At 67.2% G+C, this 15993-nt stretch carries 16 protein-coding genes; 6 read left to right on the top strand and 10 right to left on the bottom strand.

Annotation, left to right across the window (positions count from 1 at the left end; genetic code table 11):
• Window positions 1-43: 43 nt before the first annotated feature.
• Window positions 44-1321, top strand: coding sequence for an MFS transporter (locus J2808_RS00350; RefSeq protein WP_309809970.1), 1278 nt, complete (start codon window positions 44-46; stop codon window positions 1319-1321).
• Window positions 1322-1549: 228 nt separating this feature from the next.
• On the opposite strand, the gene J2808_RS00345 is transcribed toward J2808_RS00350, so the two are convergent.
• From J2808_RS00345 to J2808_RS00330, 4 genes are all read right to left on the bottom strand, one after another.
• Window positions 1550-2566, bottom strand: a complete 1017-nt coding sequence (locus tag J2808_RS00345; RefSeq protein WP_309809967.1) for an o-succinylbenzoate synthase — start codon at window positions 2564-2566, stop codon at window positions 1550-1552.
• A 34-nt stretch (window positions 2567-2600) separates the two neighbouring features.
• Window positions 2601-2831 (bottom strand): helix-turn-helix domain-containing protein, encoded by a 231-nt coding sequence (locus tag J2808_RS00340; protein ID WP_309809966.1) that lies wholly within the window; start codon window positions 2829-2831, stop codon window positions 2601-2603.
• Window positions 2831-3466 carry a hypothetical protein gene (locus tag J2808_RS00335; protein WP_309809963.1) on the bottom strand — a complete coding sequence of 212 codons (636 nt, stop codon included), beginning with the start codon at window positions 3464-3466 and terminating at the stop codon, window positions 2831-2833. Before J2808_RS00335 ends, J2808_RS00340 begins: the two co-directional genes overlap by 1 nt.
• 112 nt (window positions 3467-3578) lie before the next feature.
• Window positions 3579-4595, bottom strand: coding sequence for a magnesium and cobalt transport protein CorA (locus J2808_RS00330; RefSeq protein ID WP_309809962.1), 1017 nt, complete (start codon window positions 4593-4595; stop codon window positions 3579-3581).
• A gap of 79 nt (window positions 4596-4674) precedes the next feature.
• On the opposite strand from J2808_RS00330, the gene J2808_RS00325 reads away from it, so the two are divergent.
• The 4 genes from J2808_RS00325 (at window position 4675) to J2808_RS00310 (ending at window position 8015) form a co-directional block, all read left to right on the top strand.
• Entirely contained in the window at window positions 4675-5010 is a 336-nt protein-coding gene (locus tag J2808_RS00325; RefSeq protein ID WP_309809959.1) for an ArsR/SmtB family transcription factor, read from the top strand.
• 14 nt (window positions 5011-5024) lie between these two features.
• Window positions 5025-5534, top strand: a complete 510-nt coding sequence (locus J2808_RS00320) for an SRPBCC family protein (protein ID WP_309809956.1) — start codon at window positions 5025-5027, stop codon at window positions 5532-5534.
• Window positions 5535-5672: 138 nt separating this feature from the next.
• Window positions 5673-6875, top strand: coding sequence for an MFS transporter (locus tag J2808_RS00315; RefSeq protein ID WP_309809953.1), 1203 nt, complete (start codon window positions 5673-5675; stop codon window positions 6873-6875).
• 78 nt (window positions 6876-6953) lie between these two features.
• On the top strand, window positions 6954-8015 hold the full coding sequence (locus J2808_RS00310) for a LacI family DNA-binding transcriptional regulator (protein ID WP_309809950.1): 1062 nt from the start codon (window positions 6954-6956) through the stop codon (window positions 8013-8015).
• A 102-nt stretch (window positions 8016-8117) separates the two neighbouring features.
• On the opposite strand, the gene J2808_RS00305 is transcribed toward J2808_RS00310, so the two are convergent.
• The 4 genes from J2808_RS00305 to J2808_RS00290 are packed head-to-tail and all read right to left on the bottom strand — an operon-like array spanning window position 8118 to window position 12913.
• Window positions 8118-9620 carry a glycoside hydrolase family 32 protein gene (locus J2808_RS00305; RefSeq protein ID WP_309809947.1) on the bottom strand — a complete coding sequence of 501 codons (1503 nt, stop codon included), beginning with the start codon at window positions 9618-9620 and terminating at the stop codon, window positions 8118-8120.
• 28 nt (window positions 9621-9648) lie between these two features.
• Entirely contained in the window at window positions 9649-10533 is an 885-nt protein-coding gene (locus tag J2808_RS00300) for a carbohydrate ABC transporter permease (protein ID WP_309809944.1), read from the bottom strand.
• Between the two features lie 8 nt (window positions 10534-10541).
• On the bottom strand, window positions 10542-11495 hold the full coding sequence (locus J2808_RS00295) for a carbohydrate ABC transporter permease (protein ID WP_309809941.1): 954 nt from the start codon (window positions 11493-11495) through the stop codon (window positions 10542-10544).
• A complete protein-coding gene (locus J2808_RS00290; protein WP_309809939.1) occupies window positions 11492-12913 on the bottom strand; it encodes an extracellular solute-binding protein in 1422 nt (473 codons plus the stop codon). The genes J2808_RS00295 and J2808_RS00290 overlap by 4 nt, the downstream gene beginning before the upstream one ends.
• Window positions 12914-13050: 137 nt before the next feature.
• On the opposite strand from J2808_RS00290, the gene J2808_RS00285 reads away from it, so the two are divergent.
• Window positions 13051-13959 carry a phosphatase PAP2 family protein gene (locus J2808_RS00285; protein WP_309809937.1) on the top strand — a complete coding sequence of 303 codons (909 nt, stop codon included), beginning with the start codon at window positions 13051-13053 and terminating at the stop codon, window positions 13957-13959.
• A gap of 50 nt (window positions 13960-14009) precedes the next feature.
• On the opposite strand, the gene J2808_RS00280 is transcribed toward J2808_RS00285, so the two are convergent.
• Both J2808_RS00280 and J2808_RS00275 read right to left on the bottom strand, forming a co-directional pair.
• On the bottom strand, window positions 14010-14615 hold the full coding sequence (locus tag J2808_RS00280; protein WP_309809934.1) for a hypothetical protein: 606 nt from the start codon (window positions 14613-14615) through the stop codon (window positions 14010-14012).
• Between the two features lie 9 nt (window positions 14616-14624).
• On the bottom strand, window positions 14625-15929 hold the full coding sequence (locus J2808_RS00275; RefSeq protein ID WP_309809931.1) for a PLL family lectin: 1305 nt from the start codon (window positions 15927-15929) through the stop codon (window positions 14625-14627).
• Between the last annotated feature and the right edge of the window lie 64 nt (window positions 15930-15993).

Raw genomic sequence — 15993 nt, 5'->3', positions numbered from 1 at the left:
CGCGTCCGGGCACCTTTATCCCCCTAAGAACGGAGCACTCCACATGCAGGGCAGCACACTCCCGCGCCATGGACGAGGATCAACGGGCGCCGTGCTGGGGCTTCGGCAAAACCTGGCGCAGTTCCTGCTGCTGGTGTCGGTCAACGCGTTGGTGGGCGGCACGCTTGGCCAGGAGCGCACCGTCCTGCCCCTGCTTGCTTCCCAAACATTCCATCTGGACCTGTACACGAGTGCGCTGACGTACATTCTCGCTTTCGGTCTGTCTAAAGCTGCGATGAACTACTTCGCGGGAACACTCTCTGACCGGTATGGCCGCAAACCAGTCCTCGTCGCGGGATGGCTGCTAGCGATCCCCGTACCACTCATGCTCATCTTTGGCCCGTCATGGGGATGGATTGTGGCGGCGAACGTGTTCCTGGGCGTCAGCCAAGGCCTGACCTGGTCCACGGCCGTGATCATGAAGATGGACCTTGTCGGCCCGAAGCAGCGCGGCCTCGCCATGGGTCTGAACGAAGCGGCAGGCTACCTCGGAGTCGCCGTCACTGCCCTGGCGACCGGGTACATTGCCTCCGCTTACGGGCTCCGGCCCGGCCCGTTCCTCCTCGGAGCCGCCTACATCGCCCTCGGTTTGGGCTTATCTGTCCTGACCGTGCGCGAGACCCACCACCACGCCAAGACCGAGGCCTCCCAGCACGTCAGTACACACAGCAGTGCCCACGCCGGCCTCACTACCGGCCAGGTATTCACCCTCACCAGCTTCAAAGACCGCTCACTCTCCGCCGCCAGCCAGGCCGGCCTGGTAAACAACCTCAACGACGGCCTCGCCTGGGGCCTGTTTCCAGTCCTATTCGTCAGCTCCGGGCTAAACCTGAACCAGGTAGGGATCCTGGCCGCCGTCTATCCCGCGGTCTGGGGCGCCGGGCAACTCTTCACCGGTGCCGCCTCAGACCGGTGGGGCCGCAAATGGTTCATCGTGGCCGGCATGACGGTCCAAGCCGCGGGGCTCACGATAGTCGCCTCATCCCGCAGTTTCGGTCCCTGGCTCATCGCCGCAGTTCTCCTGGGACTTGGAACAGCCATGGTCTACCCCGCCCTCCTAGCCGCAATCGGCGACGTCGCACACCCCACCTGGCGGGCCCGCTCCGTCGGGGTCTACCGGCTCTGGCGGGACGGCGGCTTCGCCGTAGGGGCGCTCCTGTCCGGACTTCTCGCAGACATACATGGGATTCCCGCAGCCATCGCCACTGTCGCGGCACTCACCGCCGCCTCCGGCATAGTGGTTGCCGTCCGAATGCGCGGCGACGACCACATGACGGGGTAGAAGCTGGCTCTTAGCCGGACCCTGACCCGGCAGCCCGAACGATTCCGCATGATCGGACGCCCGTCAGAAGACATCAGTTCATCGGCAAAATCACAACACATACCCACAACAACGCCGCCAAGCACCGTTAAAACCCCCATCCAAAAACCGGGCTAAGTGAGAGAGCGTCGCCCAAAAACCCGCATTAAGTGCGAGAGCGTCGCAGGAGGGGGAGGGTGGGGGCGGGGTTTAGGAGGTGGTGGCGGCGGTAAGGAGGGCGTGGACGCGGCGGAGGCGGGCCAGCCACCAATCCCTGCGCTGAACCGATGCGGCATACCGCGAAAGCAGCCCGGCGTCGGCGGCGACGTCGCGGAGGCGGATGGCGCCGTCGTCGGCCACCAGCGGATCCAGGGTGATGTCCGACGTAAACAGGGACACCGTTCCCAGCCCGCACGCGTACGGGAGCTCCGGCAGGGAAGCCGCCAGGGCCAGCCCGGCGCGGATCCCCACGGACGTGTCCAGTGCAGAACTGACGACGGCGGGCAGTCCCGCCTGCGCCACGATGTCCAGCGCGCGCCGCACTCCCCCGAGCGGCGCCACCTTCACCACCAGCAGGTCGGCCGCGCCCGCCCGGGCCACGCGCAGGGGGTCGGATTCCTTGCGCACACTCTCATCCGCCGCGATCAGCACCGGCGTTCCGGCGTCCCGCAGTTGCCGCCGCACCTCGGCGAGCCCCTCAATGGTGGGCACGGGCTGCTCCGCGTATTCAAGCCCGACGGCGGCGAGCCGGGTGAGTGCCGACACCGCGGTGGGCACGTCCCAGCCGCCGTTGGCGTCAACGCGGATGGCGGCGTCGGGCAGGGCGGAACGGACGGCGGCCACCCGGGCGGCGTCGTCGTCGAGCGTCTGCCCACGTTCGGCCACTTTGATCTTGACGGCATCAACCCGGCCGAACCGGGCCAAAACCTCGGGCACACGGTCAGCAGGAACAGCGGGGACCGTGGCATTCACCGGAACCACCGATCGGATGGGAGACGGGAACCCGTGCCAGCCGGCCTCAATGGCGGCGGCGAGCCACCGGGAGGCCTCGGCGTCGTCGTATTCCGGGAACGGACAGAACTCGCCCCACCCGAGCGGACCGCGCACCAGCAGGGTTTCGCGCTCCATGATGCCGCGGAACGTGACCCGCATCGGCAGGCTGACCACATGCGCAGACGCCAGGAGTTCATCGAGGGACGGCAACGCGGGAGGGACGAAAGCGGGCATGCGTTCACTGTACAAGCGGTCGGGCACGGGCCGGTCAGGCACCGGCGCGGGGGACGGTCACCAGCAGGTCGCCCACCTGGCAGTCGAGAGCATCGCAGATCGCGGTGAGGGTGGAGAACCGGATCGCTCTGGCGCGGTCGTTCTTCAGCACGGACAGGTTCACCAGGCTGACGCCGACCACCCTGCTGAGTTCCGTCAGTGTCATGCCCCGCGCTTCCAGGAGTTCATCGAGGCGGCAGTGGATGTCCGAGTCGTCGGCCGGCATCAGACCAGCCCTTCTGTGTCCGTCTGGAGACGCCGGCCGTACTGGAAGACGCCGGCCACCAGCATCAGGACCAGGCCGACTGCCAGGGGCCAGAGATCGAACTGGGCAGAGAAACTGTAGGACTGCCCCGGGGTGCGTTCGTTGGCCGCGATCAATTCCGCCAGCCTGGCGCGGCCCCACCCGTCCAGGACTTGGCCCACCGTCCCGGCCAGCGCCAGCACAGCACCGCAGGCACCCACGATCCACACAGAACCTGGACTGAACAGGATCGCGCTGCGCAGCCGGTAGGCCAGCATGAACACCAGCGCCAGGATGGCCAGCATGCCCACCTGGTTCAGGGCCGCGCCCCAGGCCAGAAGCTCCCCGGGGCCCGTGGGCAGGACGGGAACTGTGGCTTCCAGGGCAGTGAAGTGCCCGGCGGACTCCAGCTCCAGCCCGCTGACGGTCCGCTGCGTTGAGGCGATGGGAAGCTCCAGCGTCACAGGTCCGGTGAAATACCCGACGATTCCTAAGACTGTCAGAACGGTAGTCAGTACCGCCGCGGCGGACGAGGCAATCATGAGGAAAACCGCGTCGGCTCTGGAGACGAACTTCTTCCCGTTCTGCGGGCCGGCAGTATCCTTGGTCAATTTCATGGCTCCCCCAAAAGCGTTATCGATATTCGTTAATAATGACAATCGATAAGCTACCCTCCCAGGCGCTGCGCGTCAACGCCGTCGGCCGCAGCTGCCGCCGCATCCGGCCAACCTAGATCCACTTGTTGCGCTTGAAGGTCAGGTAGAGGCCAAGGCCCATGGCACCCATCAGGCCCAGCGCAAAGGGGTAGCCGAACAGCCAGTTGAGTTCGGGCATGTCCCGGAAGTTCATGCCGTAGATCGATGCCACCAGCGTCGGTGCGAACAGGATGGCCGCCCACGAAGATATCCGCTTGACCTGCTCGTTCTGGGCAAAACTCGATTCGGTGAGCCTGCGCATCTCGTCGTTTTGGCGCTGGGCCACGAGGGCGGCGTTGACGGCAAGGGCGTTCTGCAGCAGCGCACGGAAGGACGCCACGCGTTCGTTGAGCCGGATGATGTGATCCAGCACGTCGCGGTAGTGGTCCTGCAGTTCGGTCCCGGGCACCCGTTCCGGCGTTCCGGCCAGGAGCGCCTGCAGGATGCCCACCAGCGGGCTGGTGGCGCGCTGGAACGTGATCACCTGACGGGACAGCTCGTAGATCCGCCGGGAGACATCCGGATCGGCGCCGAAGAGGTCGTCTTCGATCTCGTCCACATCGTTCTCCAGGCCGGCGGCGACGGGTTCATATTCGTCCACCACCTGGTCCAGGATGCCGTAGAGCACCGCGTCCGGGCCGAGGGCGAGGAACTCCGGCATGGCCTCCATCCGCCGCCGGACCCTGGCGAGGTCCGGGGATTCCGCATGGCGGACGGTGATCACGTAGTCGGCGCCCACGAAGACGTGGATCTCGCCGAAGTCCACCTTCTCCACGTCGTCCAGGTAGCGGGCGGGGCGCAGGACCAGGAACACGCATTCACCGTAGTGTTCCAGCTTGGCCCGCTGGTGCCCGGCCAGGGCGTCATCCACGGCCAGTGGATTCAGGTCGAACTCCTCGGCTACGGAGCGGAGTTCGACGGCGTCCGGCCGATAGAGGCCGATCCAGGCCATTCCCTCGCGCTGCCTGAGCACAAAGTACGTCTCGTCCAGGCCTTCGGGGTCCGCGGTCCGCAGCCCGTCCACATACACCGCATTGTCGATGATGGTCATGGCTGTGACGTTAGACCCTTCCGGCCATGCCACCAACAGGCCCTTCCAACGCATATCTATATGGGTATATCATGTCGGCATGGCACGGGCAGCAACAACGGCAGATGCGTTCAATGCGGTGGCTGAGCCCCGCCGTCGGGAAATCCTGGACGCCCTCACGCACGGCGAGCGCCCGGTCGGCGAGCTGGTTGACCTCCTGGGCCTGGCGCAGCCGCACGTATCGCGGCACTTGCGGGTGCTGCGCGAGGTGGGCGCCGTCGTCGTGCGCGATGCGGGACGGCAGCGCATGTACCGGCTGAATCCGCAGGCACTCAAGCCCATCCACGACTGGGTTGCCAGCTACCAGCACCTCTGGGAGGAACGGTTCGACCTCCTCGAGGACGTGCTGGAGGACCTCAAAGACGAAGAGCACTGAAAAGGAGTACGGCAATGGCACAGGCAAGCAGCGGCACACTGGACGTGACGTTCCCCAGCGACACGGAAATCCTGATCACCCGCACTGTCAACGCGCCGCGGCACCTCGTGTACCGGGCCTGGACCACGCCCGAACTCGTCAGGAAGTGGTGGCCGGGCCGGCGGGGCGAGATGACGGTGGCGGAGATGGACTTCCGCGTGGGTGGCGCGTGGCGGTATGTCATGACCGCGCACGGCGAGTTCGAAGTGGCCTTCCACGGCACCTACCGCGAGATTGTGCCCAACGAGCGGATCGTTCACACGGAGATCATGGAGATGCCGGGCACCGCACCGGACAGTGAGGAGGGTGCCGTGGTCAACACCGTCACCTTCGAGGACGCGCGCGACGGCGGCGCTACTTTGGTCAGGATCCGCACCGATGCGGGCACCAGGGAAGTCCGCGACATGATTGCCCAGTCCGGCATGGAGGGCGGCGTCCGCGAACAGTTCGAGATCATCGAGGAGCTGGCTGCGGCCCTCGCCTGACAGAAAAGCAACGCGGGGTCACTCCCCGCCCAATAAACGAAGGTTATTGGGCCGGGAGTGACCCCGCGTTGCATGTGAAGGGCCCTTCACCGCAGTGCGCCGGATCGGCCATGGCAGGGCGTTGCTACACTCCACGGTGTGACATCCGCCGGCACCACACGAGACCACGCCACCCGCACCACCTCCGCGCCCCTCTACGCCGCCGGATTCGTCACGGCCTTCGGAGCGCACAGCATCGCCGCGGGCCTCGGGGCGCAGAGCGGCAACATCGGCCTGACGCTGCTGAACCTGGGCATCCTCCTGGCCCTCTACGACGTCTCCGAGGTGTTCCTCAAGCCGGTTTTCGGCGCCCTCAGCGACCGGATCGGCACCAAACCCGTCATCGTCGGCGGGCTCCTGGCTTTTGCCGCGCTGTCGCTGATCGGCCTGTGGGCCGCGGACCCGCTGATGCTGGCGCTGGCCCGGCTCGGGCAGGGCGCCGCCGCGTCGGCGTTCTCCCCCGCGTCCTCGGCCATGGTGGCCCGGCTGGCTCGCGGCGGCAAGGCGGGCACGTACTTCGGCAGGTACGGGTCCTGGAAAAGTCTCGGCTACATCATCGGCCCGCTGCTCGGGGCAGGCCTGATCTGGGCCGGCGGCTTCGCCCTGCTGTTCGGTGCACTGTCGGTCCTCGCGGCAGCCACGGCCCTGTGGGTTGTGCTGGCAGTCCCCCACCTCGAGCCGCTCCCGCGGCAGCGTTACACCGTCCTGGACCTCGCCCGCCAGGTGGGAGAACGGCGCTTCCTCGTCCCCACACTGGTGCTCGCGGCATCGACGGCGGCGCTCGGCGCAGCGGTCGGCTTCCTCCCTGCACTGGCCACACGGCACGGCCTTGACGCCGTGGCCGGCACGGCCGCAGTCAGCCTCCTGGCCCTCGGCTCGGTGCTCGTTCAGCCGCGGATCGGCAGGCTGCGCGACAGGAACCGCATCAGCGACAACAAGGGCACGACGGCGGGACTCCTCCTCATCGCCGCAGGCGTCGGTCTGCTGGCGGTGGTCCCCGGACCGGTCACCATCTTCATCGCGGCTGCGGCCATTGGCGTGGGAGTCGGTGCGGCCACGCCGCTGGCTTTCGCGCACCTGGCGGACACCACCCCGCCGGAGCGGATGGGCCGGACCATGGGTTCCGCCGAGCTCGGCCGGGAGTTGGGCGATGCCGGCGGGCCGCTTCTGGTGGGCGGCCTCGCCACCCTGGCCACGCTCCCACTAGGCCTTGGCGCGCTGGCATTGCTGATCGCGGCGGCCAGCCTCCCCCGGCTGGGCACCGCGCACCAGACCAGCCCAGGCCCCGGCCCAAGTAAGTAGCACCGCCGCCCCGCCGGGTACGCGCACCTCACACGCGTTAGGTAGACTGCAGGAAATACCGCACGCCGGAGGAAACGCATGAACCGCAAAGCCACAGCACTGGACGTCGCCAAGCTCGCCGGGGTGTCCCGCAGCGCGGTGTCTCTGGTCCTGAACGGCCGCGGCGACGGGAATGTGGCCAAGGAAAGCCAGGTCCGGATCCGTGAAGCGGCGGCCACCCTGAACTACACGCCCAACGCCATCGCCGTGAGCCTGCGGAACCGCCGGTCCAGGATCATCGGCATCGTCTCGGACCAGGTGGTCACCAGCCCGTTCGACGGCAACATCATCGCCGGCGCGGACGCCGTGGCCAGGTCCCAGGGTTTTGTCACCGTGGTGATGGATACTGAGTCGGACGAGTCGCGCGACGAAAGCGCCGTGTCCACGCTGCTGGACCGCCAGGTGGACGGGCTGATGTACGTCACCGTGGGCCTGCGCCCCCTGCACGTCCCGCTCAACATGCTGCGCGTGCCGTCGGTGCTCGCCAACTGTTTCGATGACCGCCCCGAGGCCGGCGTTCCCGCTGTGATTCCGGACGAGGTGCGTGGCGGCCGGGAGGCGGCCACGCACCTGCTGGAGCTTGGCCACAGGGACATCGCATTCCTCGCCGGCGACAGCATCACGCCCGCCGCCCCGCGCCGGATCCAGGGCCACTGCGACGCCTTCGAAGCCGCCGGGTTGCCGGTGCGGCCGGGCCGGATCATCCAGGCGGGTTGGGACATCGATGCCGGGTTCCACGGTGCCATGAAGCTCCTGGACGGCGTGGCCGCGGCGGACCGTCCCACCGCTATTGTCTGCGCGAACGACCGCCTGGCCATCGGCGTGGTGCTCGCGGCCAACCGGCTTGGCCTGGCCATTCCCCAGGACCTCTCCATCATGGGTTACGACGACGAATTCCGCATCGCCTCCACCATGGTGCCCGCGCTCACCACCATGGCCCTGCCCCTGCGGGAAATGGGGGCCGCCGCCATGACCGGGCTGCTCGGCGAACTGTCAGAGGAACCCGAGAACGACGACAGCGTCAGGGCAGATCAGACGCTCGTCCCCTGCCGGCTGGTGGTGCGCGAGTCAACGGGTCCGGTCCCCGCCGGCCGGAACTGATCCCGGTCCCCTAACAGCAAGGACAACGCGGGGTCACTTGATGCCCGTCCGAGGCGTCCGGATGGGCATCAAGTGACCCCGCGTTGTCAGGTATGTCGTCGGTTATGCCGGCTGCTCCAGCTGCCAGACGTCCGCTGCTGCACCCTCGGGAAGCCGCAGCACCCAGCGTTCGCCGGCTGCCGGATAGGCCCGCAGCGTGGTGGCCACCGAACCGCTCCGGTACACCTCCACGAGCGACGCGTCCACAAACACCCGCAGTTCCTCCCCCGCGGCCAGCGCCCCGCTGAACACCACCTGGGGTGAGGAATCGCCGTCGGCCACCAGGGATAGTTCGACGACGGCGTCCGCGGCCAGCGCGGCAGGCCCACCGGAGCGGGTGGTCACCACAGCCTCGGCATAGGCCGAGAGCTCAACGTTCCCGGCAGCCTGTGAAGCCAGCTGGGTGCCACGGTAAGCATCCACTTCCGGCGCGGGTGCCACGGCGAGGGAACCGTCCACCACCGACAGCAGGCGCGGATGGGTGAGCACGCCGGCCCAGCCCGCGGCATCGATCTCGTCCTGGCTGCGGCCGCGGCGGCCGTCACGGCCGGGCCCTTCGTTGGCCCAGCCCCACAGCAGCGCCTTGGGCTCCGCGAGAGCAGCAAGGGCCGAGGAAGATGCCGGAGCATCCGGAGCCCCTGCCCCGGCACCGTCCTGCAGCTGCACGATCTGCGGCGCGTAGAAGTCCCGGCCCAGGTCCGATTTTCCGCCGGTCTCCGGGGAGAACACGGGCAGCCCGGTGGCGGGATCCTCAGCCAGGGTGCCGATGAGGTGGCCCACGCCGTTGGCGTGCTCGTGGTGGTCGCCGGAGAGCCAGAGCGAAAACATCATCACCCAGGCGTCCTCGGAGGCAGCCTCGTCCCCGGACGGGGATTCAGCAGAAGAACCGGCCGGCACGCGCACCAGCTGCGGGCACTCCCAGATCTCGGCCGGCGTGTGGGCTGATGCCACGGGGTTCTCGGACGTGAGCCAGATGCCCTGGTACTTCCAGTCGGACAGGTCCTCCACGGTGTACAGCAGCAGGGCCGCGTGGCCGGAGGAAAGGCCCGCGCCCTGCATGGCGTAGCGCTTGCCGTTGAAGCGGAAGATGAACGGGTCACGGACCGCCGTCACCAGAGGATCGGATGGCATGGACGCGGCAACATGCCCGTCCTGGGCCCATGAGACGAGGTCAGCGGAACCGCGCGAGATGACCACCTGGGAGTGGCCGCCGTCGCCGCGCACGCCGGAGTACGCAGCGGTGGGGACACCGCCGTCGTCCGTCACCACACCGGTCCAGCAGCCATACTCGTCCGGACCGCCGTCCTGCGGCCTCAACGCCACCGGGTGTTCCTCCCAGCGCACCAGGTCGGCGGAGCTGACGTGGCCCCAGGCGATCTTGTGGTGGCGGGCCGACTCGGGGTTGTACTGGAAGAAGACGTGGTGGCGGCCGTTGATGTGGCTGATGCCGTTGGGGTCGTTGATCCAGCCCTGGGCGGGGCGTGGATGGAAGTGCGGGAACGCCGGGTCCGGGTGGGCCGCGGCCAGGCGGGCGAAGTCGGTGGCGGCGAGATCCGGGGATGACATGGAGGTAAGCCTTTCAGAAGGGTTGAGGTTATTTGCCGCTGCCGGCGGTGAGGCCGTCCTGCAGCGCGCGCTGGCCGAAGATGAACACCACCAGGGCGGGAATCATGGACAGGACCACGCCTGCCAGCACCACCGAGATGCTGCCGGTGCCCAGGTTGCCCTGGAGCGAGACGAGGCCCAGCGGCAGGGTGAAGTTCTGTTCCGAGATGGTCATGATGAGCGGCCGGAAGAACTCGTTCCAGTGGAAATTGAAGGCGAGGATGCCCACGATCGCCATGCCCGGCACCGCCAGCGGCGCGTAGACCGAGCGGAAGGTCCGCCAGGGTGTGGCGCCGTCGATCGACGCGGCTTCCGCGAGGTCGGCGGGCAGCCCCAGGAAGTACTGCCGCATCAGGAAGGTGCCGAACGCCGTCGGGATGGCCGGCAGGATCAGCGCCAGCAGGGTGTCCGAGAGTCCCATGCCGCGGATCAGCATAAACACGGGCACGATGGTCACCTGCATGGGCACCATCATGGTGGCCAGCACAATCGAGAACAGGGCGCCGCGGCCGCGGAATTTCAGGTTGGCGAAGGCGTAGCCGGCCATCGCGGCGGTGATCATCTGGCCGACGGCGATGAGCCCGGTGACCAGGGCACTGTTCAGCACCAGAAGGACGATATCCAGCTGCTTGAACACCTGGGTATAGGACGTGAAGTCAGGATTCCAGGGGAAGAACGACGGCGGCAGCTTGAACGATTCCGACGGCGACCGCAGCGACGTGGACAGGGTCCACATCACCGGTCCCAGGGTCAGGATGGCCGCGATCATCAGCAGGACAACGCGGAGGACCAGGTTCCAGTTCAGCTTCCGCCGGGGGCGGGCAGGCACGGCGGGGGCCGTGCCGGTGGAGACGCGCTCTGTAGTGATAGACATGGCTGGCCTTACTGGTAGAAGACGAATCGTTTGCTGAGCCGGAACTGCGCGGCGGTGATGCCCATGATGATGAGGGTGAGGAGCACGCCGATGGCGGAGGCCTGGCCGAATTCAAGCCGCTGGAAGGCTGATTCGAAGATCACCATCACGGCCGTCCGGGTGGAGTCGCCGGGCCCGCCGCGGGTCAGGACGTACGGCTGGTCGAACACCTGCAGCGCTTCGATGATGGCCATCACCGAAGCCAGCAGGGTGGTGGGGCTCAGCAGCGGCAGGGTGACATAGACGTGCTTGCGCCAGCCTGTGGCGCCGTCCAGCGAGGCGGCCTCATAGGTTTCCGCGGGGATGGACGCCAGCCCGCCGATGAACAGCAGGAATGAGAACCCGAAGTTCTGCCACACGTAGACCAGGATGACCACGGTGGCGGACCCGCCGGGGGTGGTCAGCCACGGCACCGCGGGGATGCCGGCGAGGGAAAGGAACCAGTTGACCACGCCGAACTGCTCGTTGAAGAGGTACCGCATAAAGATGGAGACCGAGGCTGCGGAGAGGATCAGCGGGAAGAAGAATGCCGAGCGGAAGAAGCTCCGCAGCCAGGCAGGCATTTTCTCCTGAACCATCACGGCGAGCGCCAGCGCAAGGCCCAGCTGGAGTGCCACCGCCACAATCACAAACGCAATGGTGTTCAGGAAGGACACCCGCACCGTGGGGTCCTGGACCACTTCGGCGAAGTTGTCGAAGCCCACAAACGTGGGGGCCGAGATGATGTCCCAGCGGAAGAACGCCAGGACCACCGACGCCACAATGGGCACCAGGGTGAACAGGCCCATGCCCAGGATGGTGGGGGCCAGGAAGATCCAGGCCAGCCAGCGCTGGCTGTGCCGGCCGGACGCGGCTTGTCCGGTGGGCGTTGCCGGCGTAGGGGCCTGCTTGGCCCGTTCCCGGGGAGGGATGGTGGTGCTCATGACTGCCTCCTCAGGGCCAGTTCAAGATCGCGCTGCATGGACTCGAGTGCCTGTTTGAGCTGGCGCTCGTCGCCGCTGACGGCCAGCGAAACGTTTTTCATCAGGGCCGTTTCGACGGCGGCCTGCTGGGGCGGTGCCGGGATGGGGCCGGTGGTGGGGTACTTGTCCAGCGTGTCGTAGAAGACCTTCCAGTGCGCCGGGCCCTTCCCGGCGTAGAGGGCTTCGTTGACCATGGAGCGGCGGGCCGGGGTGGTGACCGGGTTGGGGAAGATCAGTTCCATGGCCTCGCGGCTGGCACTGAACTTGATCCATTCCCAGGCGGCGTCCTTGTCCTTGGCGGTCTTCATGATGGCGTAGCCGGCCGTGCCGAATTGGTGCCGCTGGCTCCGCCACTTGGGGAAGAACGCCACGTCGTAGTCGTTCTCCTTCATGCCGGCCTCGTGCAGGCCCTGGACCCAGTAGCCGCCGGCCGGCGTGGTGCCGATCCGGTTGGAGGCAAAGAGCCCCACCAGGGAACTGCCGCCGCCTTCTTCCGGGCGGACGCCGAGGCCGTCCTTGACCAGGCCGCGGAGGTAGTCGAAGGTCTCGAACACACGGGGGTCGTCGGCGTTGGGTTCCAGCCACTGGTAGCCGCCGGAGCGCAGGCCGCGGGAGGGGTCCTTGGCGTAGAAGGAGTCCCAGAGCCAGTCCCCGCCGGTGGACCGGGTCTCTTTGAGGAAGCTGGTGTCGTTGGCGTAGAGCCACGGAACCACGCCGCCGAAGAGCCGGTTGGTCCAGTAGTACGGGGTGAAGTCGGACGGCCGGGCCTTGCGCATCGCGGCGAGGCTGTTGCGGAAATCCACGTTGGTCCAGTCGTCCGCCGGGCGCTCCAGGCCTGCCTGCCGGAAGGCGGTGGTGTTGTAGTACATGTTGGCGGCGTTCCAGTCCATGGGCAGCTGGAAGAGGCTGCCCTTGTACATAAAGGCCTCCACCAGGCTGGGGTGGACGTCGTCGAAGAACTCGGCCATGTCCGCGGCGTCGCGGCGCAGGTACTCGTCCAGCGGATGGGCCAGCTTGTCCGCGAAGAGCTGCGCGCCTTCGGTGGCAACGTAGACCACATCCGGCGGGGTGCCGGCGGCAACCATGGTGAGGATCTTGGTGAAGAAGTCTTTCCAGTCCACGGCCTGGATGGCCTGGACCTTGACCCGGATGTCCGGGTGGAGGCGGGTGAACGCGTCGATGGCGCGCTGTCGCGCGGCGGCATCGGCTGCGGTTCCCATGATGGCAATGCTGAGGCTGTTGTCGCCCCGCCCGGGAATGTCGGATCCGGAGAGCCGGGGCCACGACGCCACGGTTGCTCCCAAAATTCCTGCTCCCAAGGCACCCAGGGCGGTCCGGCGAGAGATTTCACGCAGGCGGCCAGTTGTGGCACCGGTCATGTCAATTTCCTTCCTAACACGTGTTAGGAAGCTTAGGGGACGGACCTAACACGTGTCAAGCGTCACATCCGGGCAGCCGCCGGCCTCGGCGCCAGGTCCGTGCGGGACCTCCCAGCTTTGTGTGACACCCTTAACTGATGACCTTGTCGAAAGCCGCGCGCACCAGGACTCCCGCACGCCCAGCCCCGGGCTCCGGCTTTATGTTCCTCTTCGCCACGCTCGCCTGCGTTGTGGGTCTGATCGCCACGTACTACTACTTCGTCCAGACCACCACGGGCCAGTTCATCGACGAGTCGGCGCTGGTTGAGGCGGTGGACATCCACGGGCCGGCGGGCAAGGCTGCCACAGAATTCCTTGACTGGCTCCCCACCATCTCCCTGGTGATGGCCGCCGTCGTGGTTCTGTTTGTCACGGTGATCCGGCGCCGGTGGTCGGCTGCCGGGATCGCCATCACGGCATGCATCGGTGCGAACATTGCCACCCAGGTTCTGAAGGACGTGCTGCCCGCGCGCCCGGACAAGGGCGTAATCACGCTGGAGCTTAACTCCCTGCCGTCCGGGCACACCACGCTGGCGGCGTCGGCTGCGGCAGCGGTGTTCCTGATGTCCTCGCCGCGGTGGCGTCCGATGGCCGGTTTTGTGGGCGGCACGTTCGCCATCGCTTCAGGAGTGTCCACGCTGATCAACCAGTGGCACCGCCCGGCCGATGTGGTGGCAGCCTTCCTCCTGGTGGGCGCGTTTATGATCCCCGCCGGCTGGCTGATCATCCGGTACGGCGGGGCGTGGAACATGTGGGACGGTTTCGGCAGGCACGTGGGATCCGCAAAAATGTGGCTGACTTTGCCCGTGCTGATCGGGCTGGCGTCGGCTGGCGTGGCGGTGTATTCGCTCGCGAAGATCGCCCCTGGCCCCCTCCAGGAGGGCAGCACCACTAACTACTTCTGGGCCGGGCTCGCGCTCATCGTGATCGCCGGATACCTGGCCACCGTGGCCACTACGTCGCTGTTTGCCTACGCCGCACGACGGCGGGACGCGCCAAGGCGCTGACCGCACCTCGGGCGCGGATCAGCGCGGGCGCAGGTCACCTCGGGCGCAGGTCAGCGCTTCTCCCCCGGCATCAGCCCATCGCCCCGTTGGCGGCCATTGGAGGAAGACGGTTTTTCGCCGGGCATCAACCCGGTGGCCGGCTTCTCGCCGGGCATGGTGCTTTGCCCCGCGCCCGGCATCCCGCTGCCGGCTCCTGTTCCCGCACCTGCGCCTTCCCGGGCAGGCGCCTCGTCAAACCCAGTACCGCCGGCGTCTTCCCTACGGCCGCCCTGGGAGTCCACCTTCGCCGAAAGCTCTGGCGGTGCATCAGCGGGCACCGATGAGAGGGCAACCTTGCGGACACCCTCGTCGCTGTCGTCCACGAGGTCCATCAGCACCTCCGCCGCCGAGTCGGCTGGCAGGTTGTTGGCTGCCGCGGCAGCTGCCACGCGGACGCTCGCCGTTTCACTGTGTGCGGCGGCTTCCACAATGTCCTTGCCCTGGTCGCCCTCGAGGAGACTGGCGGCGTAGGCTGCCTTGGCCGCCAGCATGGGGTCGTTGCCCTCAACCAGGGTGCGCAGGTGGGGCAGCGCATCGCTTCCCAACGATGCGGCCCGGGCGTAATTCGGCTCGTCCGGTTCGAGGACCTTGAGTACGGCTTCCATGGTGACGCTCATGATTCGCTCCTAGAGATCCTGGGTGAGGGCGCTGTTGATCATGGTGGACACCTCAGTGTTGACCAGATCTGGTGGCGGATTGGTGATGTTGCCGGTGCCGTTTCCTGTCATCAGCCTGTCGTTGTCATTGACGTGCCGCAGGTCCAGGACATGCCCCACCTCATGGCCGAGGGTCCATTGGGTGGCGCCTTGGGCCACCACCGCGCCCGGGCGGCCTGCGGGATGGGCTGCGCAGCCGTTGAACGGCGGCACGGTTGACCGCACGAAGTACACCACGACGTCGTTGTTGCCTGCGTTGTTGCGGTTGGCGAAGAGCTGGTTCTGCTCGGCAGTCGACTCCCCGCGAACGCAGTTCCCGACGTCCACATCGTTGAGGGTGGGCAGGTTGAGGTTTTCCGTGGACACCAGTTCGACGCCGATCCCGGCCGTTGCATAGACCTCCCGCATCCGCTGCACGGCGGTGTTCACGGCAACGTTCGGGGCAGTGAGGACTTTCGCGTGCAGGCGGACGGTCGGGCGGACCGACCACCACCTGTGCCACAGGGCACTGTCGGTTCCGGCCCCGAAAACGTCGATCCGGTTCGGGCCCCAGGACACGGCCCCGGGTTCGCTCGTCAGGACACCACCGAGGGATTCCCAGCCGGACCACCCGTTCTGGAACCACTTATGCCAGAGTGCGGAATCGGTTCCCACGGCGAAGACGTCAAGGCGCCCTGATGCCCAGCTGGCTGCAGTCGGGGCGGACGTCAGGACGCCGCCTAGGGACTCCCAGCCGGACCATCCGTTCTGGAACCACTTATGCCACAGGGCTGAATCGGTTCCCACGGCGAAGACGTCGATGCGCCCGTTGCCCCATGAAACGGCGGTGGGGGCGGATGTGAGGACGCCGCCCAGGGACTCCCAGCCGGACCACCCGTTCTGGAACCACTTATGCCACAGGGCTGAATCGGTGCCGCGCACAAAGACGTCAAGACGGCCCGCTGACCAGCTGGAGACTGAGGGGGCGGACGTGAGGACGCCGCCCAGGGACTCCCAGCCGGACCACCCGTTCTGGAACCACTTGTGCCACAGCGCAGAGTCCGTGCCGCGCACAAAAACATCGATCCGCCCGGTGCTCCACGAGACCGCCCCTGGAGAACTGGTCAGAATGCCGCCCAGGCTCTCCCAGCCGGACCACCCGTTCTGGAACCACTTATGCCACAGGGCCGAGTCCGTCCCGCGGACGAATACGTCCAGCCGGTCCGGGGACCAGGACGATACGCTGGGGCCGCTCGTCAAGACCCCGCCCAAGCTCTCCCAACCAAACCACGTCATCGAACATCTCCTCACCGCGGGGTCGTCCAGAGGGCGGCCGAATCCATTGCGTCGTGAAAAGCTG

It is taken from the genome of Pseudarthrobacter sulfonivorans (assembly GCF_031454915.1).
In the GTDB taxonomy this organism is placed as follows: Bacteria; Actinomycetota; Actinomycetes; order Actinomycetales; family Micrococcaceae; genus Arthrobacter; species Arthrobacter sulfonivorans_C.
Note: the sequence above shows the minus strand (reverse complement) of the source record. Positions and strands in the feature narration are given on the sequence as shown.

Excerpts from the sequence above, each read along its gene's own strand:
- J2808_RS00340 (WP_309809966.1), bottom strand. The coding sequence starts at position 2,831 with ATGCCGGCCGACGACTCGGACATCCACTGCCGCCTCGATGAACTCCTG.
- J2808_RS00305 (WP_309809947.1), bottom strand. The coding sequence starts at position 9,620 with ATGTCATCCCCGGATCTCGCCGCCACCGACTTCGCCCGCCTGGCCGCG.
- J2808_RS00310 (WP_309809950.1), top strand. The coding sequence starts at position 6,954 with ATGAACCGCAAAGCCACAGCACTGGACGTCGCCAAGCTCGCCGGGGTG.
- J2808_RS00290 (WP_309809939.1), bottom strand. The coding sequence starts at position 12,913 with ATGACCGGTGCCACAACTGGCCGCCTGCGTGAAATCTCTCGCCGGACC.
- J2808_RS00280 (WP_309809934.1), bottom strand. The coding sequence starts at position 14,615 with ATGAGCGTCACCATGGAAGCCGTACTCAAGGTCCTCGAACCGGACGAG.
- J2808_RS00345 (WP_309809967.1), bottom strand. The coding sequence starts at position 2,566 with ATGCCCGCTTTCGTCCCTCCCGCGTTGCCGTCCCTCGATGAACTCCTG.
- J2808_RS00300 (WP_309809944.1), bottom strand. The coding sequence starts at position 10,533 with ATGTCTATCACTACAGAGCGCGTCTCCACCGGCACGGCCCCCGCCGTG.
- J2808_RS00275 (WP_309809931.1), bottom strand. The coding sequence starts at position 15,929 with ATGACGTGGTTTGGTTGGGAGAGCTTGGGCGGGGTCTTGACGAGCGGC.
- J2808_RS00320 (WP_309809956.1), top strand. The coding sequence starts at position 5,025 with ATGGCACAGGCAAGCAGCGGCACACTGGACGTGACGTTCCCCAGCGAC.
- J2808_RS00330 (WP_309809962.1), bottom strand. The coding sequence starts at position 4,595 with ATGACCATCATCGACAATGCGGTGTATGTGGACGGGCTGCGGACCGCG.
- J2808_RS00285 (WP_309809937.1), top strand. The coding sequence starts at position 13,051 with ATGACCTTGTCGAAAGCCGCGCGCACCAGGACTCCCGCACGCCCAGCC.
- J2808_RS00325 (WP_309809959.1), top strand. The coding sequence starts at position 4,675 with ATGGCACGGGCAGCAACAACGGCAGATGCGTTCAATGCGGTGGCTGAG.
- J2808_RS00295 (WP_309809941.1), bottom strand. The coding sequence starts at position 11,495 with ATGAGCACCACCATCCCTCCCCGGGAACGGGCCAAGCAGGCCCCTACG.
- J2808_RS00335 (WP_309809963.1), bottom strand. The coding sequence starts at position 3,466 with ATGAAATTGACCAAGGATACTGCCGGCCCGCAGAACGGGAAGAAGTTC.
- J2808_RS00350 (WP_309809970.1), top strand. The coding sequence starts at position 44 with ATGCAGGGCAGCACACTCCCGCGCCATGGACGAGGATCAACGGGCGCC.